Here is a 25,723-nt window from a genome sequence, read left to right as displayed (position 1 = left end):
AAATGACTTTATAAAATGACTTGAAAAAGTAAAAAAAACGTGATATACTGAGATTGTCAAAGAAGTTCTAGTTAAAATAATGAAAACGATAGAGCTAGATATAAATTTTGTGGGGAGGTATAGATATGAATTTTCTAGGAATAGATCTTGGAACATCTTCTGTGAAACTCATCGTAATGGATGAGATGGGTAATATTATAGCAGAAACATCAAAAAAGTATCCTATAAATTATCCAAAAGATGGATGGGCAGAGCAAAATCCAGAAGATTGGTGGAATGCTACAAAAGATGGAATTATAGATTTAATAAGTAATTATAATATAAATCCAGAAAATATTAATGGAATAAGTTTTAGTGGACAAATGCATGGGCTTGTAATATTGGATAAAAATAATAAAGTATTGATGCCTGCTATATTATGGTGTGATCAAAGAACAGAAAACCAATGTGACTATCTAAATAAAACATTTGGACAAGATAGGTTATCAAATTATACAGGAAACATGGCATTAACTGGTTTTACACTTCCTAAACTTTTATGGGTAAAGGAAAATAAACCTGATGTATATTCAAAAATCGCACATATAATGCTTCCAAAGGATTATATAAGCTTTAAATTAACAGGAGTTTTTGCAACAGATGTATCAGATGCTTCAGGCACTATAATGTTTGACGTAAAGAACAGAATATGGGCAAAGGAAATGCTTGATTTATTGGGAATAAATCAAGATGTTTTGCCTAAGGTATATGAATCCTTTGAAGTTATAGGAAACGTTTCGAAACAGGCTTCAAAAGATACAGGACTTTTAACTAAAACAAAAGTAATAGCTGGAGCTGGTGATCAGGCTGCAGGAGCTGTAGGAACTGGTACAGTCAATCCTGGTGCATTATCTGTTGCACTTGGAACATCTGGAGTGGTATTTGCATCAAGTGAGAGTTTCTATGTAGATAATAAGAATAGACTTCATTCATTTTGCCATGCAAATGGAAAATGGCATCAAATGGGTGTAATACTTTCTGCAGCATCAAGTCTTAAATGGTGGGTTGAAAATGTGAATGTAGATACTAAAGATGGATTTGAAAAGTTGCTTTCAGAAGCAGAAAAGTCACCTGTAGGAAGCAATAAGCTATTATTTTTGCCTTACTTAATAGGAGAGAGAACACCTTATAATGATCCTTGTGCAAAAGGTACTTTTATTGGATTAAATTTACTTCATAAAAGAGGAGATATGACACGATCAATTTTAGAGGGAGTTTGTTTTGCACTTAGGGACTCTTTAGAGATATTAAAAAAGTTAAATGTAGATATAAAGGAAATAAGAATTAGCGGAGGAGGTTCAAAGAGTAAACTTTGGAGACAAATAGTTGCAGATGTGTTTAATTTAAATGTATATGTTGTCAATTCCAAAGAAGGACCTGCTTATGGTGCTGCAATACTTGCATCTGTTGGATGTAAAGCATTTAAATCCGTAAATGAAGCTTGTGGTAAACTTATAAAAACAACTGAAAAATCGGATCCTATAGAGGAAAATGTCGAAAAGTACAATAGTATCTATAGAATATATTCATCATTGTATTATTCCCTAAAAGATAGATTTAAAGATATAAATGATTTGGATGTATAGGAGGTGTATATATTGTGAATATTAAACAGGATATTTTTGGCAAACTTCCTGATGGTAATAAGGTTTATATTTTTACATTAAGTAGTGATGGAATTACTGCAAAGATATCAAACTTTGGTGCCACTTTAATATCTCTTACAGTACCTGATAAAAATAATAAACTTGATGATATTGTACTTGGATACAAGAATTTGGAAGGATATATTAGAGGAAAGTTTTTCTTTGGAGGAACTATAGGACGTAATGCAAATAGAATTAAAAATGCTGAAATTGAAATAAACGGTAAAAAATATAATCTCACAAAAAATGAAGGAGAAAATCAACTTCATGGTGGAATCAAAGGATTTAATAAAGCACTATGGACACCAAGGCCATACTTAGATAGTGATGGAAATCAATGTATTGAGCTGTCATATTTAAGTAAAGATGGTGAAGAAGGATATCCTGGAAATCTTAAAGTCAAAGTTATATATAGCATTCAAAGAAATAATGAACTTAAAATAGATTATTTTGCAGTTTGTGATAAAGATACAGTAGTTAACTTAACTAATCATTCTTATTTCAATTTACGAGGCCATGCATCTGGGAATATATTAAATCATGAAGTCATGATTAACGCAGATAAATTTACTGTAAATGATAAAGATAGTATTCCAACAGGTGAAATAAGAGATGTAGAGAATACACCTATGGACTTAAGAAACATGACTAAAATAGAAAAGAATATATATAAAAAATATGATCAATTGGTTCTTGCAAATGGATATGATAGTAATTGGATAATAAATAAAAATGGTAAGAATTTGTGTAAGGCAGCTGAAGCTTTTGAACCTTGTAGTAGAAGATGTATGGAAGTATATACTACTAGTCCAGGAATACAATTTTATACTGGAAACTATATAAATGAATCTAAAAATTGTAAGGATAACGCAGTCTATAATAAAAATAGTGGATTATGTTTTGAAACACAGTATTTCCCAGATGCTCTAAATCATAATGGTTTTCCGTCAACTATATTGAGAAAAGGTGAGAAGTACAAACATACAACAATATATAGGTTTACAATTAAATAAAATGAAAATGTTTTCTGCATGTTTAAATTGAAATTTATATGAATTAAAAATTAGGAGATGATTTTAATGAAAGCAAAGATTAGTAATTCTGCTATATATACTTTTGGAGCATTAGGTGGACTTCTATTTGGATATGATACAGGTGTTATTTCAGGAGCTATACTTTTTATTGAAAAACAGATGCATCTTGATTCATGGCAGCAAGGATGGGTTGTTAGTGCAGTACTGTTAGGAGCTGTTCTTGGAGCGGCAATTATAGGCCCAATGTCTGATAAATATGGACGTAGAAAGCTTGTTCTGGTATCTTCTGTTATCTTTTTTGTAGGTGCACTTGGTTCGGCATTTTCTCCAGAGTTTTGGACATTGATTTTATCTCGTATTGTCCTTGGTATGGCAGTCGGTGCCTCTTCTGCACTAATTCCAACATATTTAGCTGAATTGTCACCAGCCGAAAAACGTGGTTCAATGTCGAGTTTATTTCAGCTAATGGTAATGAGTGGAATTCTATTAGCTTATATAACTAATTACAGTTTTTCTGGTTTTTATACTGGATGGCGTTGGATGCTTGGTTTTGCTGCAATTCCAGCTGCAATTCTTTTCTTTGGAGCAATTTTATTACCTGAAAGTCCTAGATTTTTAGTAAAAGAAGGTAAATCAACGGAAGCTCGAGATATTCTAGAACAAATGAATAATTACAATAAAGAGCTTGTTGATACTGAACTTGTTGAAATAAAACATCAAGCTGAAGTAGAAAACGGAGGACTTAAAGAGTTATTTGGTGGATTTGCTCGTCCAGCATTAGTAATTGGAGTTGGTTTGGCTATATTCCAACAAGTTATGGGATGTAATACAGTACTTTATTATGCTCCAACAATTTTTACAGATGTTGGATTTGGAGTTCAAGCAGCTCTGCTTGCCCATATTGGAATTGGAATTTTTAATGTCATAGTTACTGCTGTTGCTGTTGTTATAATGGATAAAGTTGATCGTAGGAAAATGTTAACTTATGGTGGCACTGGAATGGGTATTTCACTACTTGTAATGAGTTTTTCAATGAAATCCTCTCATGGATCATTTACTGCTGCAGTCATCTGTGTTATTGCTTTAACTATTTATATAGCATTTTTCTCAGCTACATGGGGACCTGTAATGTGGGTAATGATAGGAGAAATTTTTCCATTGAACATTAGAGGACTAGGAAATTCATTTAGTAGTGTTGTTAATTGGGGAGCAAATATGATTGTATCGTTGACATTTCCTCCATTATTAAATTTCTTTGGTACAGGTAGTTTATTTATAGGATATGGAATTATTTGTTTTGTGGCAATTTGGTTTGTTAAGTCAAAAGTATTTGAAACTCGTAATCGTTCACTTGAAGAGATTGAAAGTAACTTGCGTAAACGTGCTAATAAAGCAGCAATTTAATTCTAAATATTAACTTTTTAAATTAGGTTTATTAAGTATATTAATAATATTATGATTATGCAGAATTAAAAATAACATTTTTAAATGAGAGGTGGGTAAATATGATTATTAGAAAAGTAACAGATGTGGAGTTTAAAAAGTATGGACAAGTTTTAAAAAATTATGATTGCAAAGAGCTAATTAAAGAAATGGAGAGTACACCTTTACCTAAAGATGTAATTTATGAACCATCTATTGATAAACTAGAAAATCTAGATATTGCTGAGGAGCTAAGAAAAAGGGAGTTTGGAGGATTACCTATTCAGATTGGATATTGTAATGGAAATAATTATTTATTAAATGCAGTTGAATATCATCGTTCATCTGAAATAAATGTTGCAGTAAATGACTTTATACTTCTTTTAGGTCATCGGGAAGATATTGAAGATGACTACTCATATGATACTTCAAAAATTGAGGCTTTTTTAGTACCTGCAGGTACAATTATAGAAGTATATGCAACTACACTTCACTATGCTCCTTGTAATGCAGATGAAAATGGATTTAGATGTGTTGTTGTTCTACCAAAGGGTACTAATTTACCTTTAGAAGATAAAATTGAAAAAATAGGAGAAGATGCACTTTTATTTGCTAAAAACAAGTGGCTTATTGCCCATAGAGATACGGATTTAGGAGATCAAGGAGCATTTGTAGGATTAGTTGGAAAAAATATATCAATAAAATAGAAATATATAAATAATAAATTGGAGGGATTTTATATGAAAAATATACCAGATGTCAAATTGGGAATAGTTGCTGTAAGTAGGGATTGTTTCCCAAAGGAATTGTCAGCTAATAGAAGAAAAGCTGTAGTTGAGGCTTATAGAAAATCTGCTGGAGATATTTACGAATGCAAAACTATTGTAGAAAATGAAAATGATATGAGAAAGGCTTTGGAAGAAGTTAAAAAAAATGGAGTAAATGCACTTGTAGTATATCTTGGAAATTTTGGACCTGAAACTTCTGAAACTCTACTTGCAAAAGAATTTAATGGACCGGTTATGTTTGCAGCTGCTGCTGAGGAAACTGGAGAAAATTTAATAGATGGCAGAGGCGATGCATTCTGTGGAATGTTAAATGCAAGTTATAATCTAGGACTTCGTAATATAAAAGCATATATTCCGGAGTATCCTGTTGGAACATCAGAAAAAGTAGCAGATATGATTTCAGAATTTGTGCCAGTTGCAACTGCAATTTTAGGGCTTAGAAATTTAAAAATTATTTCATTTGGACCTCGTCCACAAGACTTTTTAGCATGTAATGCACCAATTAAACAATTGTATAATCTTGGAGTTGAAATTGAGGAAAATTCTGAGCTAGATTTGTATGCAGCTTTTAATGAACATAAAGATGATCCAAGAATTCCAGATGTAATAGCTAGCATGGAAAAGGAACTTGGTGCTGGAAATAAGATGCCTGGCATTTTAACTAAACTTGCTCAGTATGAAATTACATTGCTAGATTGGATGGAGGCTCATAAAGGTTCAAGAGAATATGTTGTTTTTGCAAATAAATGTTGGCCATCTTTTCAGACTCAATTTGGATTTGTGCCTTGTTATGTAAATAGCAGATTAACTGCAATGGGAATACCAGTATCATGTGAAGTTGATATTTACGGTGCACTTAGTGAATATATAGGCACTTGTATAAGCAAAGATGTTGTAACTTTACTTGATATAAATAATACAGTTCCTATAGATATGTATAAATCGGATATAAAAGGTAAATTTAATTATACATTAAAGGATACATTTATGGGATTTCACTGTGGAAATACTGCATCTTGTAAATTAATAAATCCTGAAATGAAAAATCAAAGGATCATGGCTAGAGCATTGGAACCAAATAGAGAGCCAAATATAACAAGAGGAACACTTGAAGGCGATATAGTGCCTGGAAATATTACTTTCTTCCGTTTGCAGAGTAATGCAGATGCGGAATTGACGGCATATGTAGCAGAAGGTGAAGTATTACCAGTTAAAACTCGTTCTTTTGGTTCTATAGGTGTTTTTGCAATTCCTGAGATGGAAAGATTTTATCGTTATGTATTGATAGAAAATAGATTTCCACATCATGGAGCAGTTGCATTTGGACATTATGGAAAAGCAATCTATAATTTATTTAGATATCTAGGTGTGAAAAAAGTGAACTTCAATCAACCTAAGGGGATGCTCTATGAAACAGAAAATCCATTTAAATAGTTAAAAGTTGTACTTTATATAGCAATATTTTGTTAATATTAGAGTAGATAGGTTACACACTTATCTACTCTAATATTATTTATGAAAATTTATTAAACATTGGACAAATTAATGATATACTAAATTATTATAATGTTAATTTTAAATTTGAATGGTGGTACTAATTATATGAGTAAATTAAAGTCAGTAGATCAAGAAACAATACGAATATTGAATCAAAAAAAGATATTGAATTTATTATATAGAAATGGGCAACTTACAAAGCAGGATATATCTTCAAGACTTAATATAAGTATTCCAACAGTTATAAGTAATACCAATCAACTGATACAGCAAGGACTTTTACAAGAAGCTGGTGTGGCAGAATCTACAGGTGGAAGAAAGCCAACTATTATAAAATTTCTTCCAGATTCTAGATATTCATTTGGGGTATGGATAACTAAAGACAAAGTTAGAATTATAATGACAAATTTAAAACTTGATATAATTCATGAAGTAAATTTTAATATGCCAGATAAATTACATGATTTTAAGGACATAATTTTGAAAGTATCAAATTCAATAAAAAGTATAGTAGATAATTTTAATATACCATGTGAAAAAGTACTGGGAATAGGCTTTTCACTACCTGGTACAGTTGATGAAAAAAAGATGCTTTTAAGAAACGTGCCAAACTTAGGATTTAGAAATATAAATTTTAGTACATTTAAAGATTATTTTCAGTTCCCAATTTACATAGAAAATGAGGCAAATGCCTCGGCTTATGCAGAGTCATTTATCAATTTTAGTCATGTAAAAGATAGTCTAATATTCATATCAATTACAGAGGGAATTGGTACTGGAATAGTTATAGGAAATAATCTTTATAAGGGATTTAATAAACGTGCTGGAGAGTTTGGACATATGACTATTGTAAAAAATGGGAAGAAGTGCAATTGTGGGAGAAGAGGCTGTTGGGAGTTATATGCTTCAAGAAAATCATTGATTGACGAATACAGAAATGCATTTGATGATTATAATAAAAGTTTAGATGATTTTATGGAAATGACTTTGTACAATAAAAAAGCACAATTAATATTAGATACATATATTGACTTTCTGGCTGAAGGTATTAAAAATATAATTTTAACTATTGATCCTAGAAATATAGTTATAGGAGGAGAAATATTCTCATACAAAAAGTTCATAGAAAAAAAGCTAATAGAAACTGTATTTCAAAATAATAGCTTTTATGATAAAGATGAATGTAATATTACATTTTCTAGATTGGGAGAAAATGCAGCAATATTGGGAGCAGTATTGCTGCCTATGGAAGATGTATTTTTTATAAATGATAATGTATTGTAAATTTAAAAAGTTTATAGATTATTGAATTAATTGTTTTTTGTCGTTAAAAAATTTTTTGTAGCTTAAATAGCATGCAGTAAATGAGGTTATAGATGTTGCAGATAGCATCATAAATGTAACTATTATTTGATATTTAACAGCACTTATAGGTGATGTACCAGCTAAAATAAGCCCTGTCATCATACCTGGAAGAGATACTATTCCAAGGGTTTTAGCTGAGTCTATAGTGGGAATCATTCCAACTTTAATAGAATCTTTTATTATATTTGAAGATGCTTGATAAATATTTGATCCAAGACAGAGTTTGGTTTCAACTTCATCTTTTTTATTTTTAAAATTGTATTTAATTTGTTTAAAGCTTAGTCCAAGGCTTACCATAGAATTACTTATAATCATTCCTCCTATAGGTATTACTTGGTAAGGCTCATATTTTATGATTCCTAAAGACAAAAGAATAGATAAAGTTATAATTGTTCCAACAGATATGGACATGAGGGATATAATAAATACATTTTTTATTTTATCACCACGTTTTGACGCATTATATGCAGCATTTATTATCATGAATATTAATAAAAATGTAGTGAAAAATACATTTTTTAATCCAAATATATAATTCAATAAGTAACCCATAATAAACAGCTGTATTACAGCTCTTAATATACTTACTATTATGTCTTTTTCAAGTTCTAGCTTTTGAGAATAAGAGAATATAAGAGAAATCAACACAAGAAGTGTTGAGAAAAAAAGGGAATATATACTTATATCTGCAGCACCGTTCATTTTAATACCTCCAAGGATTTTAATCTACCATTTTCAATTGTCATGATTTTATTTGCATATTTTCTGCTTTGTTTAGAATTGTGAGTTATCCACAAAATTGTTGTTCCATTATCATTTAAAGATTTAATTACTTTTTCAACTATAGATGTGTTTTTTTCATCAAGTGCAGATGTAACTTCGTCTAAAAGAAGAATTTCTGGATTGAAAATTAACGTTCTAATTAGAGAAATTCTCTGTTTCTCTCCACCTGAAAGGTTAGCTATATTTCTTGATAGATATTTACTGTCCATCATAAAAAGTTTTAGAAGCTTGTTTATTATTTCTAAATCTAAAGCCTTATTTCTTATAGAAAAAGGAAATTCTAGATTGTCCATTACAGTTTTCCCAAAGAGGCAAGGAGTTTGAAAGCAATAAGCTATTTGTTTTCTCCATTTTATAGGATCATAGGCAGTATATGACTTATTCTTGTAAGTTATGTCACCACTTGTTGGACTTATAAGTTGACAACATAATTTGAAAAATGTGCTTTTACCACTACCTGAAGGTCCTATTACGGAAATAAAGTCACCAGAATTAACTTCTAAAGATATGTTCTTTAATATGCTTCTTTCATTGTTTTTATATGATACATTTTTAAAGCTTAATAAAGACATAAAATTTCCTCCCTTCATATAAACATATACTATTATATCAAATATAGTAGATTTATAGAAAAGATATATTAGATGTTAAATAATTACATTCATAAAATTAGACATTGGCATAAATTATGATAGAATATAGATAAGAAAAATAAAATAGAAGTTATATTTAGTAAGTAAAAATATGATAAGTATGAAAGGAAGTAATAGATTAATGAAAATGTTAGTGTATAATTATAGATCAGATGAAACTGAATATTTTAAAAAATTTAGTAAAAAATATAATATTAATATAAAATTGTGTAAAAGCCAACCAACTTTAGAAACAGCTGAGCTTGCAAGAGGTTTTGAATGTATTAGTGTAATTACAACTCCAATGAACAGTGAGCTTATAGAAAAGTTTCATGAAGTTGGAGTAAAATATATATCTACTAGAACAATTGGGTATGATCATATAGATGTTAAAAGAGCTAAAGAACTAGGAATTAGTGTTGGAAATGTAACTTATTCTACAGATAGTGTAGCAGACTATGCTGTAATGTTAATCCTTATGGCTACAAGAAAACTTAAAGCTATAATGCAACGCAGTAGTGTACAGGATTATTCGTTAAAAGGTGTGCAGGGAAAAGAAATACACAATTTAACTATTGGAATTATTGGAACTGGGAAAATTGGAAGAACAGTTGCAAAGCATTTGAGCAGTTTTGGATGTAATATACTAGGTTATGATCTTTATGAAAATGAAGAAGCAAAAAAGTACTTGCGTTATGTAAAATTAGATGATATTTTCAAAAATAGTGATGTTATAACTATTCATGTTCCTGGAACAAAAGATAACTATCACATGATTAATAAAGATAGTATAAAAATGATGAAAAAAGGAGTAATTATTGTAAATACAGCAAGGGGATCCATTATAAATACATCCGATTTAATTGATGGAATTGAACAGGGAAAGATTGGTGGAGCTGCTCTCGATGTCATTGAAGGGGAAAGCGGATTGTACTATAATGACAAGAAATGTGAGGTACTTAAAAATAGAGAAATGGCTATTTTAAAATCATATCCTAATGTAATTGTTACACCGCATACAGCTTTCTATACAGATCAGGCAGTATCTGATATGGTTGAAAATTCTATTTTAAGTTGTATTTATTTTATGGAAGGAAAAACAAATCCTTGGGAAATTAATTTATAATAAATATTAAAAGTACTTTAATTAATTTGTATAATTAAAGTACTTACTTGACAAAGATAAAATAATTGCTAAAATAAAATTAGCACTCAGTTATTGTAAGTGCTAACAAAAAGTAATTGACTAATAACCATGCTAATTGTTAAAATAAGCGTGGTTTTATTAAGATTATTCGTTATATACAATAATATATTGGAAATTTATTATAAAAGTTATTTTTATTACTTTAATTATTGATGAAAGGAAATGATAAAATGGCTAAAAAACAATTTAAGGCAGAGTCAAAAAGATTACTTGATTTAATGATCAATTCAATTTACACAAATAAGGAAATATTTTTAAGAGAATTAATATCAAATGCAAGTGATGCCATTGATAAGAGTTATTACAAGTCATTAGTTGATGAAAATATCAATTTTAACAAGGAAGACTTTTATATAAGAATTTCTGTGGATAAGAAAAATAGAACACTTACAGTTTTAGATACTGGTATAGGCATGACAAAGGATGAGCTTGAAAATAATCTTGGAACTATTGCAAAAAGTGGCTCATTTACATTTAAAAATGAGAATGAGTTAAAAGATGGTGTGGATATTATAGGGCAATTTGGAGTAGGTTTTTATTCTGCATTTATGGTATCTGATGTTGTAACTGTAAAAAGTCGTGCTATTAATTCAGATACTGCATATAAGTGGGAAGCATCTGGAATAGATGGTTATGATATAGAACCTTGTGATAAGGAATCTGTTGGTACTGAGGTTATATTAAAAATCAAAGAGAATACAGAAGATGAAAAATATGATGAATTTTTAGAAGAATATAAAATTAAGGCACTTGTAAAAAAGTATTCTGATTTTATAAAATACCCAATAAAGATGATGGTTAAAAAGAGTAGACCAAAAAAAGATAACGAAAAGGAATATGAAGATTATTTTGAAGATGAAATTTTAAATAGTATGGTGCCTATTTGGAGAAAAAATAAAAATGAAATAAAACCTGAGGAATATGATCGATTTTACATGGATAAACACTTTGGATATGAAAAACCTTTAAGAGTAATACATTCAAGTGTAGAAGGAGTAGTAAGTTACAAAACTCTTATGTATATTCCAGCAAGGGCACCATATGATTTTTATACAAAGGAATTTGAAAAAGGACTTGAGCTATATTCAAATGGAGTATTGATAATGGAAAAGTGTGCAGATTTGCTTCCAGATTATTTTAGTTTTGTTCAAGGATTAGTTGATTCTGCAGACCTTTCTTTAAACATATCAAGAGAACTTTTGCAGCATGATAGACAGCTTAAATTTATTTCGAAGAAAATAAAAGAGAAAATAAAAAGTGAACTATTACTTATGATGAAAAATGATCGTGATAAATATATTGAGTTTTACAAGAACTTTGGAAGACAGCTTAAATATGGCGTTTATTCTGACTTTGGAGTAAATAAGGAAGTGCTTCAAGATTTATTGATGTTCTATTCTTCTAAAGAGAAAAAACTTGTAAGTCTTGATGAATATGTTTCACGCATGAAAGATGACCAGAAATATATATACTATGCAGCTGGAGAAACTATAGATAAAATTGATAAATTGCCTCAGACAGAGCTTGTAAAAGATAAGGATTATGAAATATTGTATTTTACTGATGAGATTGATGAGTTTGCAATTAAAATGCTTATGAAATACAAAGAAAAAGAGTTCAAATCTGTTTCAAGTAAGGATTTAGGATTTGATTCAGATGATAAGGAAAGCAAGAAGGAAACTGAAGAAAATAAAGATCTATTTGAATTTATGAAAGAAGCATTAAATGGAAAAGTAAAAGAAGTTAGAGCTTCAAATAGACTAAAAACACATCCTGTATGTCTTTCAAATGAAGGCGAATTGTCAATTGAAATGGAAAAGATATTAAAGACAATGCCTAACAATAATCAGGATATTAAGGCTGAAAAGATACTTGAAATAAACACAAATCATGAGATGTTTCAAGCTATGAAAAAGGCGTTTGAAGAAGACAAAGATAAACTTAAGATGTATTCAAACGTACTTTACAATCAGGCACTATTGATTGAAGGACTTCCAGTAGAAGATCCAGTCCAATTTGCAAATGATGTTTGTTCTTTGATTAAATAGAAAACTTGAATATCTTGAATATAAAGTTAAAATTCAAAGCTATAGGAAACTATATATAGTTTTACTCCTATGGCTTTGTTTTAAATAGTATATTCACTTGAAGCTTTAATTTTATAAGATGGGAGGAGAATTTTAATGAGTTATTTAAATAAACCATTAAAGACTAAAAAGATAGAACTCAAAAATAGATTGGTAATGCCACCTATGGCAACTTCAAAGTCAGAAGATGACGGAAGGATAAGTAAAGATATTTTAAATTATTATGATGAAAAATCAAAAGGAGGATTTATTGGACTTGTAATAATTGAGCATAGCTTTGTGTCACAGCAGGGAAAGGCAAACAATAATCAATTGTCTATTGCAAATGATGATTTTGTAGATGATCTTAAAAAATTGTCTGGTATTATTCATAAAAATGGTTCTAAAACTATAATGCAAATTAATCATGCCGGAAGCACAGCTATGCAATCTGTTACTGGAATGGATGTAGTTGGGCCATCAAGTGTGAAAAATCCATCTAAAGATACTGCAGAAATGCCAAGAGAGCTTACTAAAGCTGAAATCAATGATATAATAGAGCAATTTGGAAAAGCTGCACTTAGGGTAAAAAAGGCTGGATTTGACGGAGTGGAAATTCATTCTGCCCATGGATATCTTTTAAATCAATTCATGTCCCCAATTACAAACAAGAGATCTGATGAATATGGTGGAGATTTAAAAGGAAGAATTAGAATTCATCTTGAAATTATAAGAGAAGTTAGAAGATTAGTTGGTGAAGATTTTCCTATTTTTTTGAGATTAGGTGCAGCTGATTACTTAGAAGGTGGAACAACTGTGGAGGATAGTAAAATTGCAGCTGTAGAATTTGAAAAATGTGGAGTAGATGTAATTGATATTTCAGGAGGATTGTGTAGATATACTTTACCTGGGGTAAATAAAGAGGGATATTTTGCAGATCTTTCAAAGGAAGTTAAGGAAGCCATATCTATTCCTGTAATCGTAACTGGTGGAATTACTAAAGTTTCTTCAGCAGAGAGTATTCTTTCTGAAAAAAAAGCGGACTTAATTGGTGTAGGACGTGCAATATATAGAGATTCCAATTGGGCCAGAAAGGCTATGGAAATTATCAATGATTAAAAAAATAGGTTCTCATGTTTCAATGAGTGGTAAAGAGATGCTTTTAGGATCTGTAAAAGAAGCTATATCTTATGGCGCAGATACCTTTATGATATATACGGGAGCTCCTAGAAGCACTTTAAGAAAAGATTTAAATGAGTTTAAAATAGAAGAAGCAACTTGTAAAATGAGTGAAAGTGGAATTTCAGAAATAGTAGTTCATGCACCTTATATAATAAATATAGGAAATAGTATAAAACCAAAAACTTTTCAACTTGGAGTTGACTTTTTGAAAGAAGAAATAGATAGAGCAAGTGCAATTCACAATGTAAAAAATATTGTGCTTCACCCAGGAGCTCATGTTGGAGCAGGAGTAGATGCAGGTATAAAGCAGATAATAAAAGGACTAAATGAGGTTTTAACAAAGGATCAGACTGTAAACATTGCTCTTGAAACTATGGCAGGAAAAGGATCTGAATGTGGAAGTAGATTTGATGAAATTGCAAAAATAATAGATGGTGTTGAATTAAATGAGAAGATAGGAGTTTGTCTTGATACTTGCCATATTAATGATGCTGGTTATAATATAGTGGATGATTTTGATGGAGTGCTTAAAGAATTTGATGACATAATAGGACTTGATAGATTGAAGGTAGTACATTTAAATGACAGTAAAAATCCAATGGGATCGAGAAAAGACAGACATGAAATGATAGGTTTTGGAAGTATTGGATTTGATGCTCTATGTTATATAGCTAATCATGATGTATTAAGTGATATTCCTAAAATACTTGAAACGCCACATTTTAAAATATCAAATGGAGATAAATGTGCTCCATATAAATACGAAATAGCTATGCTTAAAGATGGAGTTTTTAATGAGCACATAAAAGAGGATATAGAGAAAGAGAATTTGTAGAAAATTTTTATATTTAAGTTTTGGATTCTGTGGTAAGCTTTAATGAAGCATTGACTATGTATATACCAAAACATACAAGTATAAGTGCAATTGCATTTTTTAGGTGTAATATATTTTCCCTAAGAAATATTGATGATAAAATAGAACCAGATACAGGTATTAAAAAACTGAAAATAGCGATGGATCCTACTTTGTTGTATTTCAAAAGTGTAGTCCATATAGAAAAGGCAAGGGCTGAGAGCATAGATAGATATAATAAAATAATAGTTGAATTTATTGTAAAGTGTGTTATATATCCTCTGTTTGAAATACCTATAACAAGTAGGAAAATTCCACCTATTGTTAATTGATAACCGGATATTATGACTGAATCTATTTCTTTTGAAATTTTTTTACTAAAAATTGAAGAAATTGAAAATGCCAAAGCGGATATCATAATAAACATTTCACCTTTAATTTTGAAAGTGAAATTAAATAAACTAGGATCAAAATTTACTATTAATACTCCTAAAAATCCAAGTATACATCCAAATGCTTTTTTAAAATTTATTTTATCATTTGTATAGAAAAAATGAGCAAGTAGGACACTAAAAAAAGTTGATGTAGAATTTATTATTGAACCTTTTACACCACTTGTATTTGAAAGTCCTATGTAAAAAAATATATACTGTAGTGTAGTTTGGATAAGACCTAAAGCTGTAAGCTCTGAAATATTTTTTAAGTTTAATGAAAATAGACTTTTTGAAGAAAGCATAGCCCAAGCTAGAACCATAATTCCTGCAATTATAAATCTATATCCAGCAAAAGATATTTCAGAAGATACATTATTGGAAGTTATTTTAAATAAAGAATAACCAATTTTTATTCCTGGATAGGCACTTCCCCATAGTATACAGCAAAATGATGCAAGTAATATAGTTATGTATCTGTTTGTAAAAAAATTTTCCTTGTTCAAATTCTGTCAAATCCTTTCTGTACCGTACATTTTTATATTGCCAAAACTAAGTATATCATAATAGCACAATATTGGTATATTGATATTTAAATTTTTAATTGCAAATTAAATTGAAAAACAACTTGATTTATTTATTGGATAGTGGTATGATATCCCCGTAACTTAAATGAACCGTAAATAATTTAAACACAGATATATTTCAATTAGTACTTATTTTATATAATATAGTATGTTAAATTCGAAATTTTATTGGTGTGTTATTACAGAGAGTTTAAGGGAAATAAGATTTCGGAGGTATAAATTAAATGACTGGTACAGTAAAATGGTTTAATGCAGAGAAAGGTTTTGGATTTATCACAGGAGAAGATGGAAAAGATGTTTTCGCACACTTTTCTCAAATAAATGTAGATGGATATAAGACATTAGAAGAGGGTCAAAAAGTTTCTTATGATGTAGTTCAAGGACAAAAGGGACCTCAAGCAGAAAATATTAATATTATTGGTTAATATCATTCGGCAGTAAAAAATTCTTCAGGTATTATTTGCTTGAAGAATTTTTTTAATAATAATTTTATTTTTAAAAGTACGCATGTTCAATATAAAATTAAACTTTAATTTTATTAAATAGCTTGCTAAATTAAATAAGTCACCATTTTATTGATGGGTGACTTATAATTGAAATTGTAAATTTTATAAAAAAGTTAAAAGAGTATTGATAGGTTTTAATGAAATAAATAATTAAATTGATGTGAATATTAAAAACCTTTTATACATCTATTCTATTTTATTAAAATAGAATAGTTCGATAAAAGGTTAGTTTAAATGTCTTTTATTTTTTTTGTAAGACTTTGAATTGTTTTCTTCAAATTCAAAACATTCAGAAAGACATTCCTTAATAACATCTGGAGTTATTAATGTTGATTTTTTATCTTTAATCTTCTTCAAGTAATCACCCTCTTTTGGTAATTATTATACAGTTAAAAATTTAAAATGTCAATTAAATTTATAGGAAAATTAAAGGATTTATTTTTCATTATTACAAAAATAATAATTTATTTAATTTTCTAAAAATATGTTTTTATCATTTCTATTACTTATATTATAATGATAATTTAAATAATATAGTATATATAAATATATTATATTTAGACATTTAATAATAAATATATATTTATTTAACTGAAAATTGAGTTTATTATTCTTAAAATAACAAATAAAGATTATGTAAAAATTTAATATAACTATTCTATAATATAATAATGAAAAGTAAAATATAGAAGTATATTGTATATTGGAGTTTAGTATTTTAGTGTAAAAAGGTTGATAAATTAAGAAGTATGAATTAATATATAGTCATATTGAAAAATAAATAAAGGGTAATATATTTGAAAACAACAGAATATATTCAGTGTATAAACTTATATGAGAAAAATTATTTAGATAAATTATAGAATTTTAAAATAGTAAGATGGGGGAAGTTTTTATGAAAGTTTTAAAAAATATAAGTATAAAGGCAGAATTGACTGTAAGTTTTCTAATTATGGCTTTTACTACTGTTTGTATTGGTGTTATTGTTAACACATCATTTCAATATAAAAGTATTGTTACAGTTGCCCTTGTATTATTTGGCATAATAGTTGGACTTGCTTTTACTATAACTATATTAAGACAAATAAATATAGATATTTCTAAGATATTGAATATATCTAAAGATTTGGCTAAATTTGATTTAACACATGAATATGAAGATAATATAAATAAGGAGTTTAATAATGTATTTCAAACTTTGAAAAAAGTAAAATCAAATAATAAAAAATTAATTATATCAATTATGGAAAATTCCCAAAGTATGAGTATATCTAGTAAGGAACTTTTATCAACTGTTGAAGAACTACTTGGAAAATCTCAAGATATATATAATGCTATAAAAAATATATCGTCTTCTATTCAAGAGAAAAATACTGTGGCACAAGAAATAAGTTCATCTTTTGAAGAAGTTGAATCAAATATTAATGAACTTTCAAATAAAGCGGTAGATGGCAACGAAAATGCAAATAATTCAAAGGAGAAGTCAAGTGCTGCACAGGAAAATGTTAAAAAAGCTGTACAGACAATTAGAAATATATATGTTGAAAAGCAAGAGAAAGTGCTTAAATCAATTGAAGAGGGAAAAGTAGTTCATAATATAAGAGATATGGCAGATATTATAGCTAAAATATCTGAACAGATAAATCTTTTATCATTAAATGCAGCTATTGAGTCTGCAAGGGCTGGAGAGCATGGAAAAGGATTTGCAGTAGTTGCAGATGAAGTTGGAAAACTTGCAGAAGAATCTTCAAAAGCAGTGGTATCTATTCAGGATACTATAGCTAAAGTTCAAGATGCCTTTTCAAATCTATCTAAAGATGCTAGTGAAATTCTTAAATTTGTAAATGAAGATGTTAATAATGAAATGACTGGTTTCGAAAAAGTAAGTAATGAATATCATAAAGATTCGGAGTTTTTAAGTAAGATGTCTGAAAAGGTTGCAACTATGTCAGAAGGATTGGAGTCTGTAATGGATCATATAAGGAAATCTGTTAAAGATATATCAGAAACTTCTAAAGAATCTTCAGAACATGTAGATATGATAAAGTTAAATATCGATAACACAACAAAGGCAATAGAAGAAGTAGCAAAAACTGCTCAAGAGCAGGTTGAAGTTTCTAAAAAATTGAATAGTATGATTATGAAATTCAAAATATAACTGTATTAAGAAAAATGCAGCTTCATGTAAAATATTGAATCTATAATATTATGTTAGGAGGAAACTGTTTTGAAACATATAAAAAGAATATCATCTATAGGACTTGGTGCAATAGGATGTGCATATAATAGTAAAATTTATGATATGAATCCTGATGGATTAAAAGTTATAGCAGGAGGAGAAAGATTAGAGAGATATAAAAGAGATGGTTTTTTAATTAATGGAAAGCATTATGATTTTACATATATAGATCCTAAAGAAAAGTGTGAACCAGCAGATCTTGTTATTATATCTGTAAAGGCAAATCAACTGAAGCAAGCAGTAAAAGATATAAAAAATCATGTAGGAAAAGATACAATTATTATATCTTTGTTAAATGGTATTACAAGTGAAGAGATTATAGGAAAAGAATATGGTATGGATAAGATTTTATATTCCATGTGTATTGCTATTGATGGAACTCGTAGAGGTAATGAAATTAGGTTTTCAAGTTATGGTAATATAGCCTTTGGAGAAAAGATAAATAAGACTTATTCTGAGAAAGTAAAATCTGTAAAAGATCTTTTTGATAGAGCTGGAATTGAGTATGAAATACCAGAGAACATGATAAAAACTATGTGGTATAAGTTTATGGTGAATGTGGGAATAAATCAGACATCAGCAGTGCTTGGAGGAACATATGGATTATTCCAAAAAAACATTTATGCTAGAAATTTTATGGATTCTGCAATGGAAGAAGTTATAAAACTTTCTCAAAAAGCTTCTGTAAATTTAGATAAAAGTGATATTGAAAAATGGCATAAAGTTCTCGATTCAATGCCAGAGGATAGTGGAACATCAATGTATCAAGATATTAAATATGGAAGAGAAACTGAAGTTGATATATTTGCAGGTACAGTTTGCAAGCTTGGGAAAAAGTATGGTGTTGAAACTCCTGTAAATAATACACTTCTAAATATAATAAAAGTAATTGAAAAAACTAAAGTTCTATCTTCTTTATAAAATTTTATATTATATCTTGGATTTATTTACATTATAGGTTTAAAATGTGGTATAATTTTTGTATGATTTTACAGCAAGGAGGAAAATATTTTGGAGTTCAAAAGAGCAGCTGAAAAGGATATAGATGCTATAATTTCTATTATTAAACAGGCTCAGGCATATTTTAAAACACATGGAATAAATCAATGGCAAAATAACTATCCTAATGTTGACATTATAGCAAATGATATTAGACGTAAAAATAGTTATGCACTTTTTAAAGATAATATCCTTGTTTCAACTGCAGCAATTTCTTTTGATGGAGAAAAAAGTTATGAACACATATATAAAGGTAGGTGGATTAGTAATTCAAGATATGCTGTTATTCATAGAGTAGCTGTGGAGTCAAGTTTAAAAGGAAAAGGACTAGCATCTATACTTATTAAAAACTTGGAAAAATATTGTGTTCGCAATTTTGTGCACAGCATAAAAATAGATACTCATAAAGATAATATATCTATGCAAAAGTTACTTAAAAAGAACAAATTTCAGTATTGTGGCATAATTTATCTTCCAAATGGAGATGAAAGAATGGCTTTTGAAAAAATAATATAAACTTATAATGAAATGGGATGTGAGAATTTAGTGAGTTGTGCTTATTTATATATAGGGCACATGGCTAAAAATAATTATGTTAATAAATAATATAAAAGGACGTACATTTTATATTGATACAAAAATAGCAGATGTACCATTTTATAAAGTAAATGAAAAGGAAATTATATTACTTGATTCAGGACTTGCGGAAGGTGGAAGAGAAATAATAAATAAGTTTCTTTCTGAAACTGGATTTAAAGTTTCAGGTATAATATGTACACATGCACATGTAGATCATGTAGGAAATAATGCATATTTAAAGGAAAAATATAAATCTAGCATTGCTATGCCATCTTATGAAGCTTTTACTTGTAGCTCTGCTATAGGATTGAAGGTTTATTATGGAACTTTAACACTCTCTGATGTAGAAAGACACTTTGGACATATGATTTGTAAAACAGATATTATGATTAATGATTCTCAAGATTCAGTATCAATGTGTGGCATTGAATTTAAAATAATACATACACCAGGGCATAGTCCTGCACATATATGTATTATTACTCCAGATAATGTGGCATATTTAGGAGATTGTTTAATAAGTTATGATGTTATGAAAGGGGCAAAAATGCCATATGCTTACATGTTGAAGCAGGATATTGAAAGCAAAATAAAACTTCATAGTTTGAATTGTAGTAAATATTTACTTGCTCATAAAGGTGTATATGATGATATTGAAAAACTTATAGATGACAATATAGAATTTTATAAAAATAGAGCATTTAAAATATTTGATAATATTGTTGGAACTATGAAAGTTGAAGATATTTTTGATTCAGTTGTAAAAGATTTTAATATACCTATAACTAATATATATAAATATAATGTAATAGAGAGAATGTTAAGGTCATATCTTGAGTATCTAGATGAAATTGGGATGATACATCAGGATGTATACAATAAAGTTCTTAAATATTCAAAAGTTAAATCTGTTTATAAAAAATAAGTATACTAATTTAGGCTAATTTATGAAATATATGATAAATGATCAGAAAAGTTAAATAATATGTGATAAAATTATAAAAATAAGTTAAATATGAATTATATAAATATAGAAGGTGGATTAATAATGGAATTGACTGATGAAGAATTTTTCTCAGCTATTAAAGTTTCTTTTAATATATTACAGGATTTATTTATGTCTGATGTAGGTATAGCAATTACTGATAAAGAAAAATATATAATGTGTAGAGAGCCTAAGACATTTAAAGTTAATTTTTCAGAAGGAGCAAAATTGTCAGAAGATAGTTCTGCAATTAAAGCTATGAGAACAAAGAAAAAAGAGATGGTATGTTATCTAAAAGAAGTATTTGGAGTTCCAGTTACTGCATACAGTGTACCTTTAATTAACGAATCTACAGGTAATGTTTTAGGAGTTATATCATATGTTACTTCAAATGAAGAAGATAATAATATAACAAATATGGTAAATGAATTAAAGACAATGTCTTCGGAGTTAGCTGCTTCTTCACAGGAGCTTGCAGGTTCCACTGAGGAATTATCAAGTAATGCACAGAGTATGACAAATCTAATAAATGAAACTAAAAGTGGAATTGAGAGTATGGATGAAATACTAAATTATATAAATTCAATTTCCAATACTACTAATTTATTGGGTCTTAATGCTGCAATAGAATCTGCAAGAGCTGGAGAATATGGGAGAGGATTTTCAGTCGTATCAAAGGAAATTAGAAAACTTGCGTTAAATAGTAAAGATTCTGCAAATCAGATAAATGAAACATTAAATAAGCAGAAAGAAAATATAAATAGTATTATAAATTTCATAAAGGAATATTCATCTACAAGTGAGGCTCAAGCTGCACAATCAGAACAAATTGCTGCAGATAGTGAAAAATTAAGCGAATTAGCTGTAAAACTTTTGAAAATTTCAAAAGATGCTAAAAAACAAAAAGCTTAACAGTAAAAATAAGAAAATATAACTGCTTTTATGGAGGAAAATTATGGAAGAAGAATATAGAAAACTTAAAATTGCCGAAAAAGGCGCACATGTTAGCATTGTAGCTTATATAATTCTGTCAATATTTAAACTTTCTGTAGGGTATCTTTTTAATTCAAAAGCACTTATTGCAGATGGAGTAAATAATTCTACAGATATAATTGCATCAATTGCTATAATTATAGGACTTAAAATATCTAGAAAACCAATAGATGAAAATCATGCCTATGGGCATTTGAGAGCACAGACAGTATCATCTCTTGTTGCTTCTCTTATAATGATAGCTGTTGGATTAGATGTTATATATAATGCAGCTTATTCAACTTTTAATTTTACAGAGGAAGCTCCAGATATAAATTCAGCAATTGTTGCAGGAATATGTTCAATACTAATATATTGTGTATATAGGTATAATAAAAAGATAGCTTTAAAGATAAATAGTCAGGCACTAATGGCAGCGGCAAAAGACAATCTTTCAGATGCATGGGTAAGTGTTGGATCAGCAGTTGGAATAACAGCATCTCAATTTAATCTTCCATGGATAGATCCTTTGGCAGCAGTTATAGTTGGAATCCTAATAGTAAAAACAGGAATTGATATATTTAAAGAAGCTGCTCATAATTTAACAGATGGATTTGACAGCAAAAAGCTTGATGATATAGTTTCTGAAATAAAACAAGTAAATGGAGTAAATGTTATAAAAAGTATAAAGGCAAGAGTACACGGAAATAATATTTTATTAGATATGGTTATAGTTGTTGATTCAAGGTTGAATGTAGTAGAGAGTCATAAAATAACTGAAGAAATAGAAAAGAAATTATATGATGAATTTAATATAGAATATGCAGTTATACATGTTGAACCTGATATTATACTATGAAATTTAATATATAAAATGGGCATTTAAAATTTTTATTTTAAGTGCTCATTTTTATATATTTTTATATATTATTTTATTTATTATAACATGATTTTATTAGTATAAAAGGATATTAATTACCGCTTTAAAAGTTATATACTAATGCTTAATATAATTATATTTTTATATAAAGATTATATTTTATTATACGAATTATATTATTGTAGATATTTATCAATTTATGTACAAATTATTTTTATTTATATTAATTAAAAATATAACAATCTATATCAATTTTAGGGAATTTTATATAATATTGAGTGGAGGATCTATATGGAATATTATGGAATGGAACTTACATGTGAAGAAAAAGAAATATTAGAGGGAAAGAAAGGGGATGTTATGAGAAAAGCTCTAAAATCAATTTTGCTTTATGGAAGAACTTTTGGAGCTAAACGTCTATTAAATATTGATGGACCAATACATATTGTTACATCATTTGGAATGACTGGTTTAGATACAGTATTTGATATGATGGATGAGATAATAGAATCTGGAGTTAAAGCGAAGAAACCATTTACTGTGGATCCTAGACCTATTGATTATGAAAATGTAGAATGTAGTGAAGTTCAAAAAGAAGTATTTAAAAAACTATATAAAAATCAGGAAAAATATGAACAGCAGCTTAAAAGTCTAGGGCTTAAAAATGATAATGCATTTACTTGCACATGTTACATGCCTGAAGTTGGTAATATACCACATAAAGGTGAAATTGTGTGTTGGGCAGAATCCTCAGCTGTGGTATTTGCAAATTCTGTTCTTGGAGCGAGAACAAATAGGAATTCAGGAATTATAGAATTATTATGTGGAATTGTAGGAAAAGTTCCTGAATTTGGGCTTGTTACAGATGAGGGAAGACGTGCTAAGTGGAAGATTGAATTAAAGACTTCAAAACTTCCAAATGCACAGGTTCTTGGAAGTGCAATAGGAATGAAAGTAGTTGAGGATGTACCATATATTGTAGGACTTGATAAATTTTTAGGAAAAGGATTGAATAATTATACTAAAGATTATCTTAAAGACATGGGAGCTGCGAGTGCATCAAATGGTGCTGTTGGACTATATCATGTTGAGAATATAACTCCTGAAGCAGAAGAATCAGGTAGAGATCTTTTGAACGAAAACTATAATGTATATGTTATAGATGATGATGAAATAAATAGAGTAATCAATTCATACCCAATATTATGGGAAAATTTAAATGCAAAACCAGCTATTTGTTTCATTGGTTGTCCTCATCTTTCTTTAGAACAGATATATGATTGGAGTAGAAAGATATCAAATGGTTTAAAAATTGCAAATAAGGAAAAAGTTGAAATCAATACTATACTTAGTGCTGCACCAGATGTAATTTTAAAGTTTAAAGAAGACAAAATTGAATATGAAAAACTTGTGAGTATGGGAGTCCATTTGACATATATATGCCCACTTATGTATATGAGTAATCCTATGTGTTCGAGTCAACCAGTAATAACAAATTCAAATAAACTTAGGACTTATTCTACAGCTAGATTTTTCTTAGATGAAGATATTTTGGACTGTATCATAAGTGGAAATGTAAAGAGAGGTGGTAAAATTGACTAAGAGTTTTAGAGGAAGAGTTGTATTAGGTGGAGAGTTAGTAGGAGAAAGTATTGTAACGCATCAAGGATTTAATATACTTGCATCATATATGGGTGCTTTGAGCAATGGAAATTCGCAGTGTTCAGACCAGAACAATATTGAACTCTATAAAAAGGATTTGAAAGGGAAAATAATATGTCTTCCTAAAACCATTGGTTCAACTACAGGAGGAATGATTTTGCAAAGTATAGCAAAAGCTGGAATAGCACCTAGTGCAATGCTTTTTTCTGAGCATATAGATTCTCTTGCTGCTGCAGGTATAATACTTTCAGATGTGTGGAACGATACTAGAATTATTACTATAGACCAGCTAGGAGATGAATTTTTAGAATATGTGAAAGACGGACAGAAAATTTCTATAAAACAGGATGGCACTGTAGAAATAGACTAAATATAAAACACATTAAATATATATTATAGAGGGTGAATTTATAATGAAATTAACGGATGAAGAATTTTTTTCAGCAATTAAAGTAGCATTTAATATATTGCCAGATCTATTTATATCTGATGTGGGAATATCTATTACTGATAAAGAGAAATATGTAGTTGCTAGACAGCCAAAAACTTTTAAGCTCAATCTTTCAGAAGGAGTAAAGCTTGCAGAAAATAGTGCTGCAATTAGAGCTATGAAAACAAAGAAAAAACAGATGGCACGTTATCCAAAAGAAGTATTTGGATTTCCGGTAATTGCATATAGCATACCTTTAATTAATGAATATACGGGGAATGTTGTGGGAACAATATCATATGTTCTTTCTCTTGAAAGAGAAAATCGTGTTATGACAATGGCTGATGAATTAAAGGATATGTCTTCGGAGCTAGCTGCATCATCACAGGAACTTGCAAGTTATACTGAAGAATTGTCTAGTAGTGCACAGAATATGACTGATTTAATAAATGAAACTAAAGATGGAATTGAAAATATGGATGAAATAATTAAGTACATAAATTCAATTTCAAATACAACTAATTTATTAGGTCTTAATGCTGCTATAGAATCTGCAAGGGCTGGTGAATATGGAAAAGGATTTTCAGTTGTATCAAATGAAATTAGAAAACTTGCATTAAGTAGTAAAAATTCAGCAAATCAGATTAACAATACATTAAATAACCAGAAAGACAATATAAATAGTATTATAAATTTCATAAGGGATTATTCATCTGCAACTGAGGCTCAGGCAGCACAATCAGAACAAATTGCTGCAAGTAGTGAAAAGCTCAGTGAACTATCATTAAAACTTTTAGAGATTTCAAAAGATATTATGTAATAGCAAGTTTAACATCAATCAAATTTCCTGTAGTAAATGCTGTTGTAGTTATGAAAGAAGCAATAGCAGGAGTGTTTAATCCTTTGCATATTTCAGTTGTGATAATTTGGCATATTTTT

General features: G+C 28.8%; 24 protein-coding genes. 20 read left to right on the top strand and 4 right to left on the bottom strand.

Annotated features, from left to right (window positions below; translation table 11 throughout):
- Nucleotides 1-125 precede the first annotated feature (125 nt).
- From xylB to H2684_RS02570, 6 genes are all read left to right on the top strand, one after another.
- Nucleotides 126-1,625, top strand: coding sequence for a xylulokinase (gene xylB / locus H2684_RS02595; protein WP_182087802.1), 1,500 nt, complete (start codon nt 126-128; stop codon nt 1,623-1,625).
- A 14-nt stretch (nt 1,626-1,639) separates the two neighbouring features.
- On the top strand, nt 1,640-2,698 hold the full coding sequence (locus tag H2684_RS02590) for an aldose epimerase family protein (RefSeq protein ID WP_182087801.1): 1,059 nt from the start codon (nt 1,640-1,642) through the stop codon (nt 2,696-2,698).
- Nucleotides 2,699-2,764: 66 nt separating this feature from the next.
- Entirely contained in the window at nt 2,765-4,123 is a 1,359-nt protein-coding gene (locus H2684_RS02585; RefSeq protein ID WP_182087800.1) for a sugar porter family MFS transporter, read from the top strand.
- A gap of 101 nt (nt 4,124-4,224) precedes the next feature.
- Nucleotides 4,225-4,848, top strand: a complete 624-nt coding sequence (locus H2684_RS02580) for a DUF4867 family protein (RefSeq protein WP_182087799.1) — start codon at nt 4,225-4,227, stop codon at nt 4,846-4,848.
- A gap of 33 nt (nt 4,849-4,881) precedes the next feature.
- A complete protein-coding gene (locus H2684_RS02575) occupies nt 4,882-6,363 on the top strand; it encodes an L-fucose/L-arabinose isomerase family protein (protein WP_182087798.1) in 1,482 nt (493 codons plus the stop codon).
- A gap of 168 nt (nt 6,364-6,531) precedes the next feature.
- Nucleotides 6,532-7,710, top strand: a complete 1,179-nt coding sequence (locus H2684_RS02570) for an ROK family transcriptional regulator (RefSeq protein WP_182087797.1) — start codon at nt 6,532-6,534, stop codon at nt 7,708-7,710.
- 18 nt (nt 7,711-7,728) lie between these two features.
- Here H2684_RS02570 and fetB read toward each other — a convergent pair whose 3' ends face one another.
- Nucleotides 7,729-8,493, bottom strand: coding sequence for an iron export ABC transporter permease subunit FetB (gene fetB / locus H2684_RS02565; protein ID WP_182087796.1), 765 nt, complete (start codon nt 8,491-8,493; stop codon nt 7,729-7,731).
- Nucleotides 8,490-9,146 (bottom strand): ATP-binding cassette domain-containing protein, encoded by a 657-nt coding sequence (locus tag H2684_RS02560; protein ID WP_182087795.1) that lies wholly within the window; start codon nt 9,144-9,146, stop codon nt 8,490-8,492. The genes fetB and H2684_RS02560 overlap by 4 nt, the downstream gene beginning before the upstream one ends.
- 202 nt (nt 9,147-9,348) lie before the next feature.
- Here H2684_RS02560 and H2684_RS02555 point away from each other — a divergent pair, with 202 nt between their 5' ends.
- The 4 genes from H2684_RS02555 (at nt 9,349) to H2684_RS02540 (ending at nt 14,496) form a co-directional block, all read left to right on the top strand.
- A complete protein-coding gene (locus H2684_RS02555; protein WP_182087794.1) occupies nt 9,349-10,332 on the top strand; it encodes a D-isomer specific 2-hydroxyacid dehydrogenase family protein in 984 nt (327 codons plus the stop codon).
- A gap of 251 nt (nt 10,333-10,583) precedes the next feature.
- The gene (gene htpG / locus H2684_RS02550) at nt 10,584-12,461 is read left to right on the top strand and encodes a molecular chaperone HtpG (protein WP_182087793.1); all 1,878 of its coding nucleotides are present in this window, start codon (nt 10,584-10,586) and stop codon (nt 12,459-12,461) included.
- A 135-nt stretch (nt 12,462-12,596) separates the two neighbouring features.
- Nucleotides 12,597-13,598: an NADH:flavin oxidoreductase gene (locus H2684_RS02545; protein WP_182087792.1), complete on the top strand. Its 1,002-nt coding sequence runs from the start codon at nt 12,597-12,599 to the stop codon at nt 13,596-13,598.
- Complete coding sequence (locus tag H2684_RS02540) at nt 13,591-14,496, top strand: deoxyribonuclease IV (protein ID WP_207719362.1); 906 nt, start codon at nt 13,591-13,593, stop codon at nt 14,494-14,496. Before H2684_RS02545 ends, H2684_RS02540 begins: the two co-directional genes overlap by 8 nt.
- Nucleotides 14,497-14,509: 13 nt before the next feature.
- On the opposite strand, the gene H2684_RS02535 is transcribed toward H2684_RS02540, so the two are convergent.
- Nucleotides 14,510-15,451, bottom strand: a complete 942-nt coding sequence (locus H2684_RS02535; protein WP_182087791.1) for a DMT family transporter — start codon at nt 15,449-15,451, stop codon at nt 14,510-14,512.
- A gap of 305 nt (nt 15,452-15,756) precedes the next feature.
- Here H2684_RS02535 and H2684_RS02530 point away from each other — a divergent pair, with 305 nt between their 5' ends.
- The gene (locus tag H2684_RS02530; RefSeq protein ID WP_182087790.1) at nt 15,757-15,957 is read left to right on the top strand and encodes a cold-shock protein; all 201 of its coding nucleotides are present in this window, start codon (nt 15,757-15,759) and stop codon (nt 15,955-15,957) included.
- A 306-nt stretch (nt 15,958-16,263) separates the two neighbouring features.
- Here the strand turns inward: H2684_RS02530 and H2684_RS12390 are convergent, their stop codons facing one another.
- The gene (locus tag H2684_RS12390; RefSeq protein ID WP_279286867.1) at nt 16,264-16,395 is read right to left on the bottom strand and encodes a hypothetical protein; all 132 of its coding nucleotides are present in this window, start codon (nt 16,393-16,395) and stop codon (nt 16,264-16,266) included.
- A 538-nt stretch (nt 16,396-16,933) separates the two neighbouring features.
- Between H2684_RS12390 and H2684_RS02525 the strand changes: the two genes are divergently transcribed.
- The 9 genes from H2684_RS02525 to H2684_RS02485 all read left to right on the top strand — a co-directional run bounded on the left by H2684_RS02525 (nt 16,934) and on the right by H2684_RS02485 (nt 25,604).
- A complete protein-coding gene (locus tag H2684_RS02525) occupies nt 16,934-18,196 on the top strand; it encodes a methyl-accepting chemotaxis protein (protein ID WP_182087789.1) in 1,263 nt (420 codons plus the stop codon).
- A gap of 69 nt (nt 18,197-18,265) precedes the next feature.
- On the top strand, nt 18,266-19,198 hold the full coding sequence (locus H2684_RS02520) for a ketopantoate reductase family protein (protein ID WP_182087788.1): 933 nt from the start codon (nt 18,266-18,268) through the stop codon (nt 19,196-19,198).
- A 90-nt stretch (nt 19,199-19,288) separates the two neighbouring features.
- Nucleotides 19,289-19,792 carry a GNAT family N-acetyltransferase gene (locus H2684_RS02515; protein WP_182087787.1) on the top strand — a complete coding sequence of 168 codons (504 nt, stop codon included), beginning with the start codon at nt 19,289-19,291 and terminating at the stop codon, nt 19,790-19,792.
- A 76-nt stretch (nt 19,793-19,868) separates the two neighbouring features.
- The gene (locus H2684_RS02510) at nt 19,869-20,780 is read left to right on the top strand and encodes an MBL fold metallo-hydrolase (RefSeq protein ID WP_182087786.1); all 912 of its coding nucleotides are present in this window, start codon (nt 19,869-19,871) and stop codon (nt 20,778-20,780) included.
- A gap of 123 nt (nt 20,781-20,903) precedes the next feature.
- A complete protein-coding gene (locus tag H2684_RS02505; RefSeq protein WP_182087785.1) occupies nt 20,904-21,752 on the top strand; it encodes a methyl-accepting chemotaxis protein in 849 nt (282 codons plus the stop codon).
- A 43-nt stretch (nt 21,753-21,795) separates the two neighbouring features.
- A complete protein-coding gene (locus H2684_RS02500; protein WP_182087784.1) occupies nt 21,796-22,671 on the top strand; it encodes a cation diffusion facilitator family transporter in 876 nt (291 codons plus the stop codon).
- Nucleotides 22,672-22,983: 312 nt separating this feature from the next.
- Nucleotides 22,984-24,294 (top strand): aconitase X, encoded by a 1,311-nt coding sequence (locus tag H2684_RS02495; RefSeq protein WP_182087783.1) that lies wholly within the window; start codon nt 22,984-22,986, stop codon nt 24,292-24,294.
- Nucleotides 24,287-24,724, top strand: coding sequence for a DUF126 domain-containing protein (locus H2684_RS02490; RefSeq protein ID WP_182087782.1), 438 nt, complete (start codon nt 24,287-24,289; stop codon nt 24,722-24,724). Before H2684_RS02495 ends, H2684_RS02490 begins: the two co-directional genes overlap by 8 nt.
- A gap of 43 nt (nt 24,725-24,767) precedes the next feature.
- On the top strand, nt 24,768-25,604 hold the full coding sequence (locus H2684_RS02485; protein ID WP_182087781.1) for a methyl-accepting chemotaxis protein: 837 nt from the start codon (nt 24,768-24,770) through the stop codon (nt 25,602-25,604).
- Nucleotides 25,605-25,723: the final 119 nt, after the last annotated feature.

The organism is Clostridium sp. cel8, assembly GCF_014050525.1.
Taxonomy (GTDB): domain Bacteria; phylum Bacillota; class Clostridia; order Clostridiales; family Clostridiaceae; genus Clostridium_B.
Note: the sequence above shows the minus strand (reverse complement) of the source record. Positions and strands in the feature narration are given on the sequence as shown.

Excerpts from the sequence above, each read along its gene's own strand:
- H2684_RS02575 (WP_182087798.1), top strand. The coding sequence starts at position 4,882 with ATGAAAAATATACCAGATGTCAAATTGGGAATAGTTGCTGTAAGTAGG.
- xylB (WP_182087802.1), top strand. The coding sequence starts at position 126 with ATGAATTTTCTAGGAATAGATCTTGGAACATCTTCTGTGAAACTCATC.
- H2684_RS02545 (WP_182087792.1), top strand. The coding sequence starts at position 12,597 with ATGAGTTATTTAAATAAACCATTAAAGACTAAAAAGATAGAACTCAAA.
- H2684_RS02580 (WP_182087799.1), top strand. The coding sequence starts at position 4,225 with ATGATTATTAGAAAAGTAACAGATGTGGAGTTTAAAAAGTATGGACAA.
- H2684_RS02585 (WP_182087800.1), top strand. The coding sequence starts at position 2,765 with ATGAAAGCAAAGATTAGTAATTCTGCTATATATACTTTTGGAGCATTA.
- H2684_RS02495 (WP_182087783.1), top strand. The coding sequence starts at position 22,984 with ATGGAATATTATGGAATGGAACTTACATGTGAAGAAAAAGAAATATTA.
- H2684_RS02570 (WP_182087797.1), top strand. The coding sequence starts at position 6,532 with ATGAGTAAATTAAAGTCAGTAGATCAAGAAACAATACGAATATTGAAT.
- fetB (WP_182087796.1), bottom strand. The coding sequence starts at position 8,493 with ATGAACGGTGCTGCAGATATAAGTATATATTCCCTTTTTTTCTCAACA.
- H2684_RS02540 (WP_207719362.1), top strand. The coding sequence starts at position 13,591 with ATGATTAAAAAAATAGGTTCTCATGTTTCAATGAGTGGTAAAGAGATG.
- H2684_RS02560 (WP_182087795.1), bottom strand. The coding sequence starts at position 9,146 with ATGTCTTTATTAAGCTTTAAAAATGTATCATATAAAAACAATGAAAGA.
- H2684_RS02500 (WP_182087784.1), top strand. The coding sequence starts at position 21,796 with ATGGAAGAAGAATATAGAAAACTTAAAATTGCCGAAAAAGGCGCACAT.
- H2684_RS02485 (WP_182087781.1), top strand. The coding sequence starts at position 24,768 with ATGAAATTAACGGATGAAGAATTTTTTTCAGCAATTAAAGTAGCATTT.
- htpG (WP_182087793.1), top strand. The coding sequence starts at position 10,584 with ATGGCTAAAAAACAATTTAAGGCAGAGTCAAAAAGATTACTTGATTTA.
- H2684_RS02555 (WP_182087794.1), top strand. The coding sequence starts at position 9,349 with ATGAAAATGTTAGTGTATAATTATAGATCAGATGAAACTGAATATTTT.
- H2684_RS02510 (WP_182087786.1), top strand. The coding sequence starts at position 19,869 with ATGTTAATAAATAATATAAAAGGACGTACATTTTATATTGATACAAAA.
- H2684_RS02505 (WP_182087785.1), top strand. The coding sequence starts at position 20,904 with ATGGAATTGACTGATGAAGAATTTTTCTCAGCTATTAAAGTTTCTTTT.
- H2684_RS02530 (WP_182087790.1), top strand. The coding sequence starts at position 15,757 with ATGACTGGTACAGTAAAATGGTTTAATGCAGAGAAAGGTTTTGGATTT.
- H2684_RS02525 (WP_182087789.1), top strand. The coding sequence starts at position 16,934 with ATGAAAGTTTTAAAAAATATAAGTATAAAGGCAGAATTGACTGTAAGT.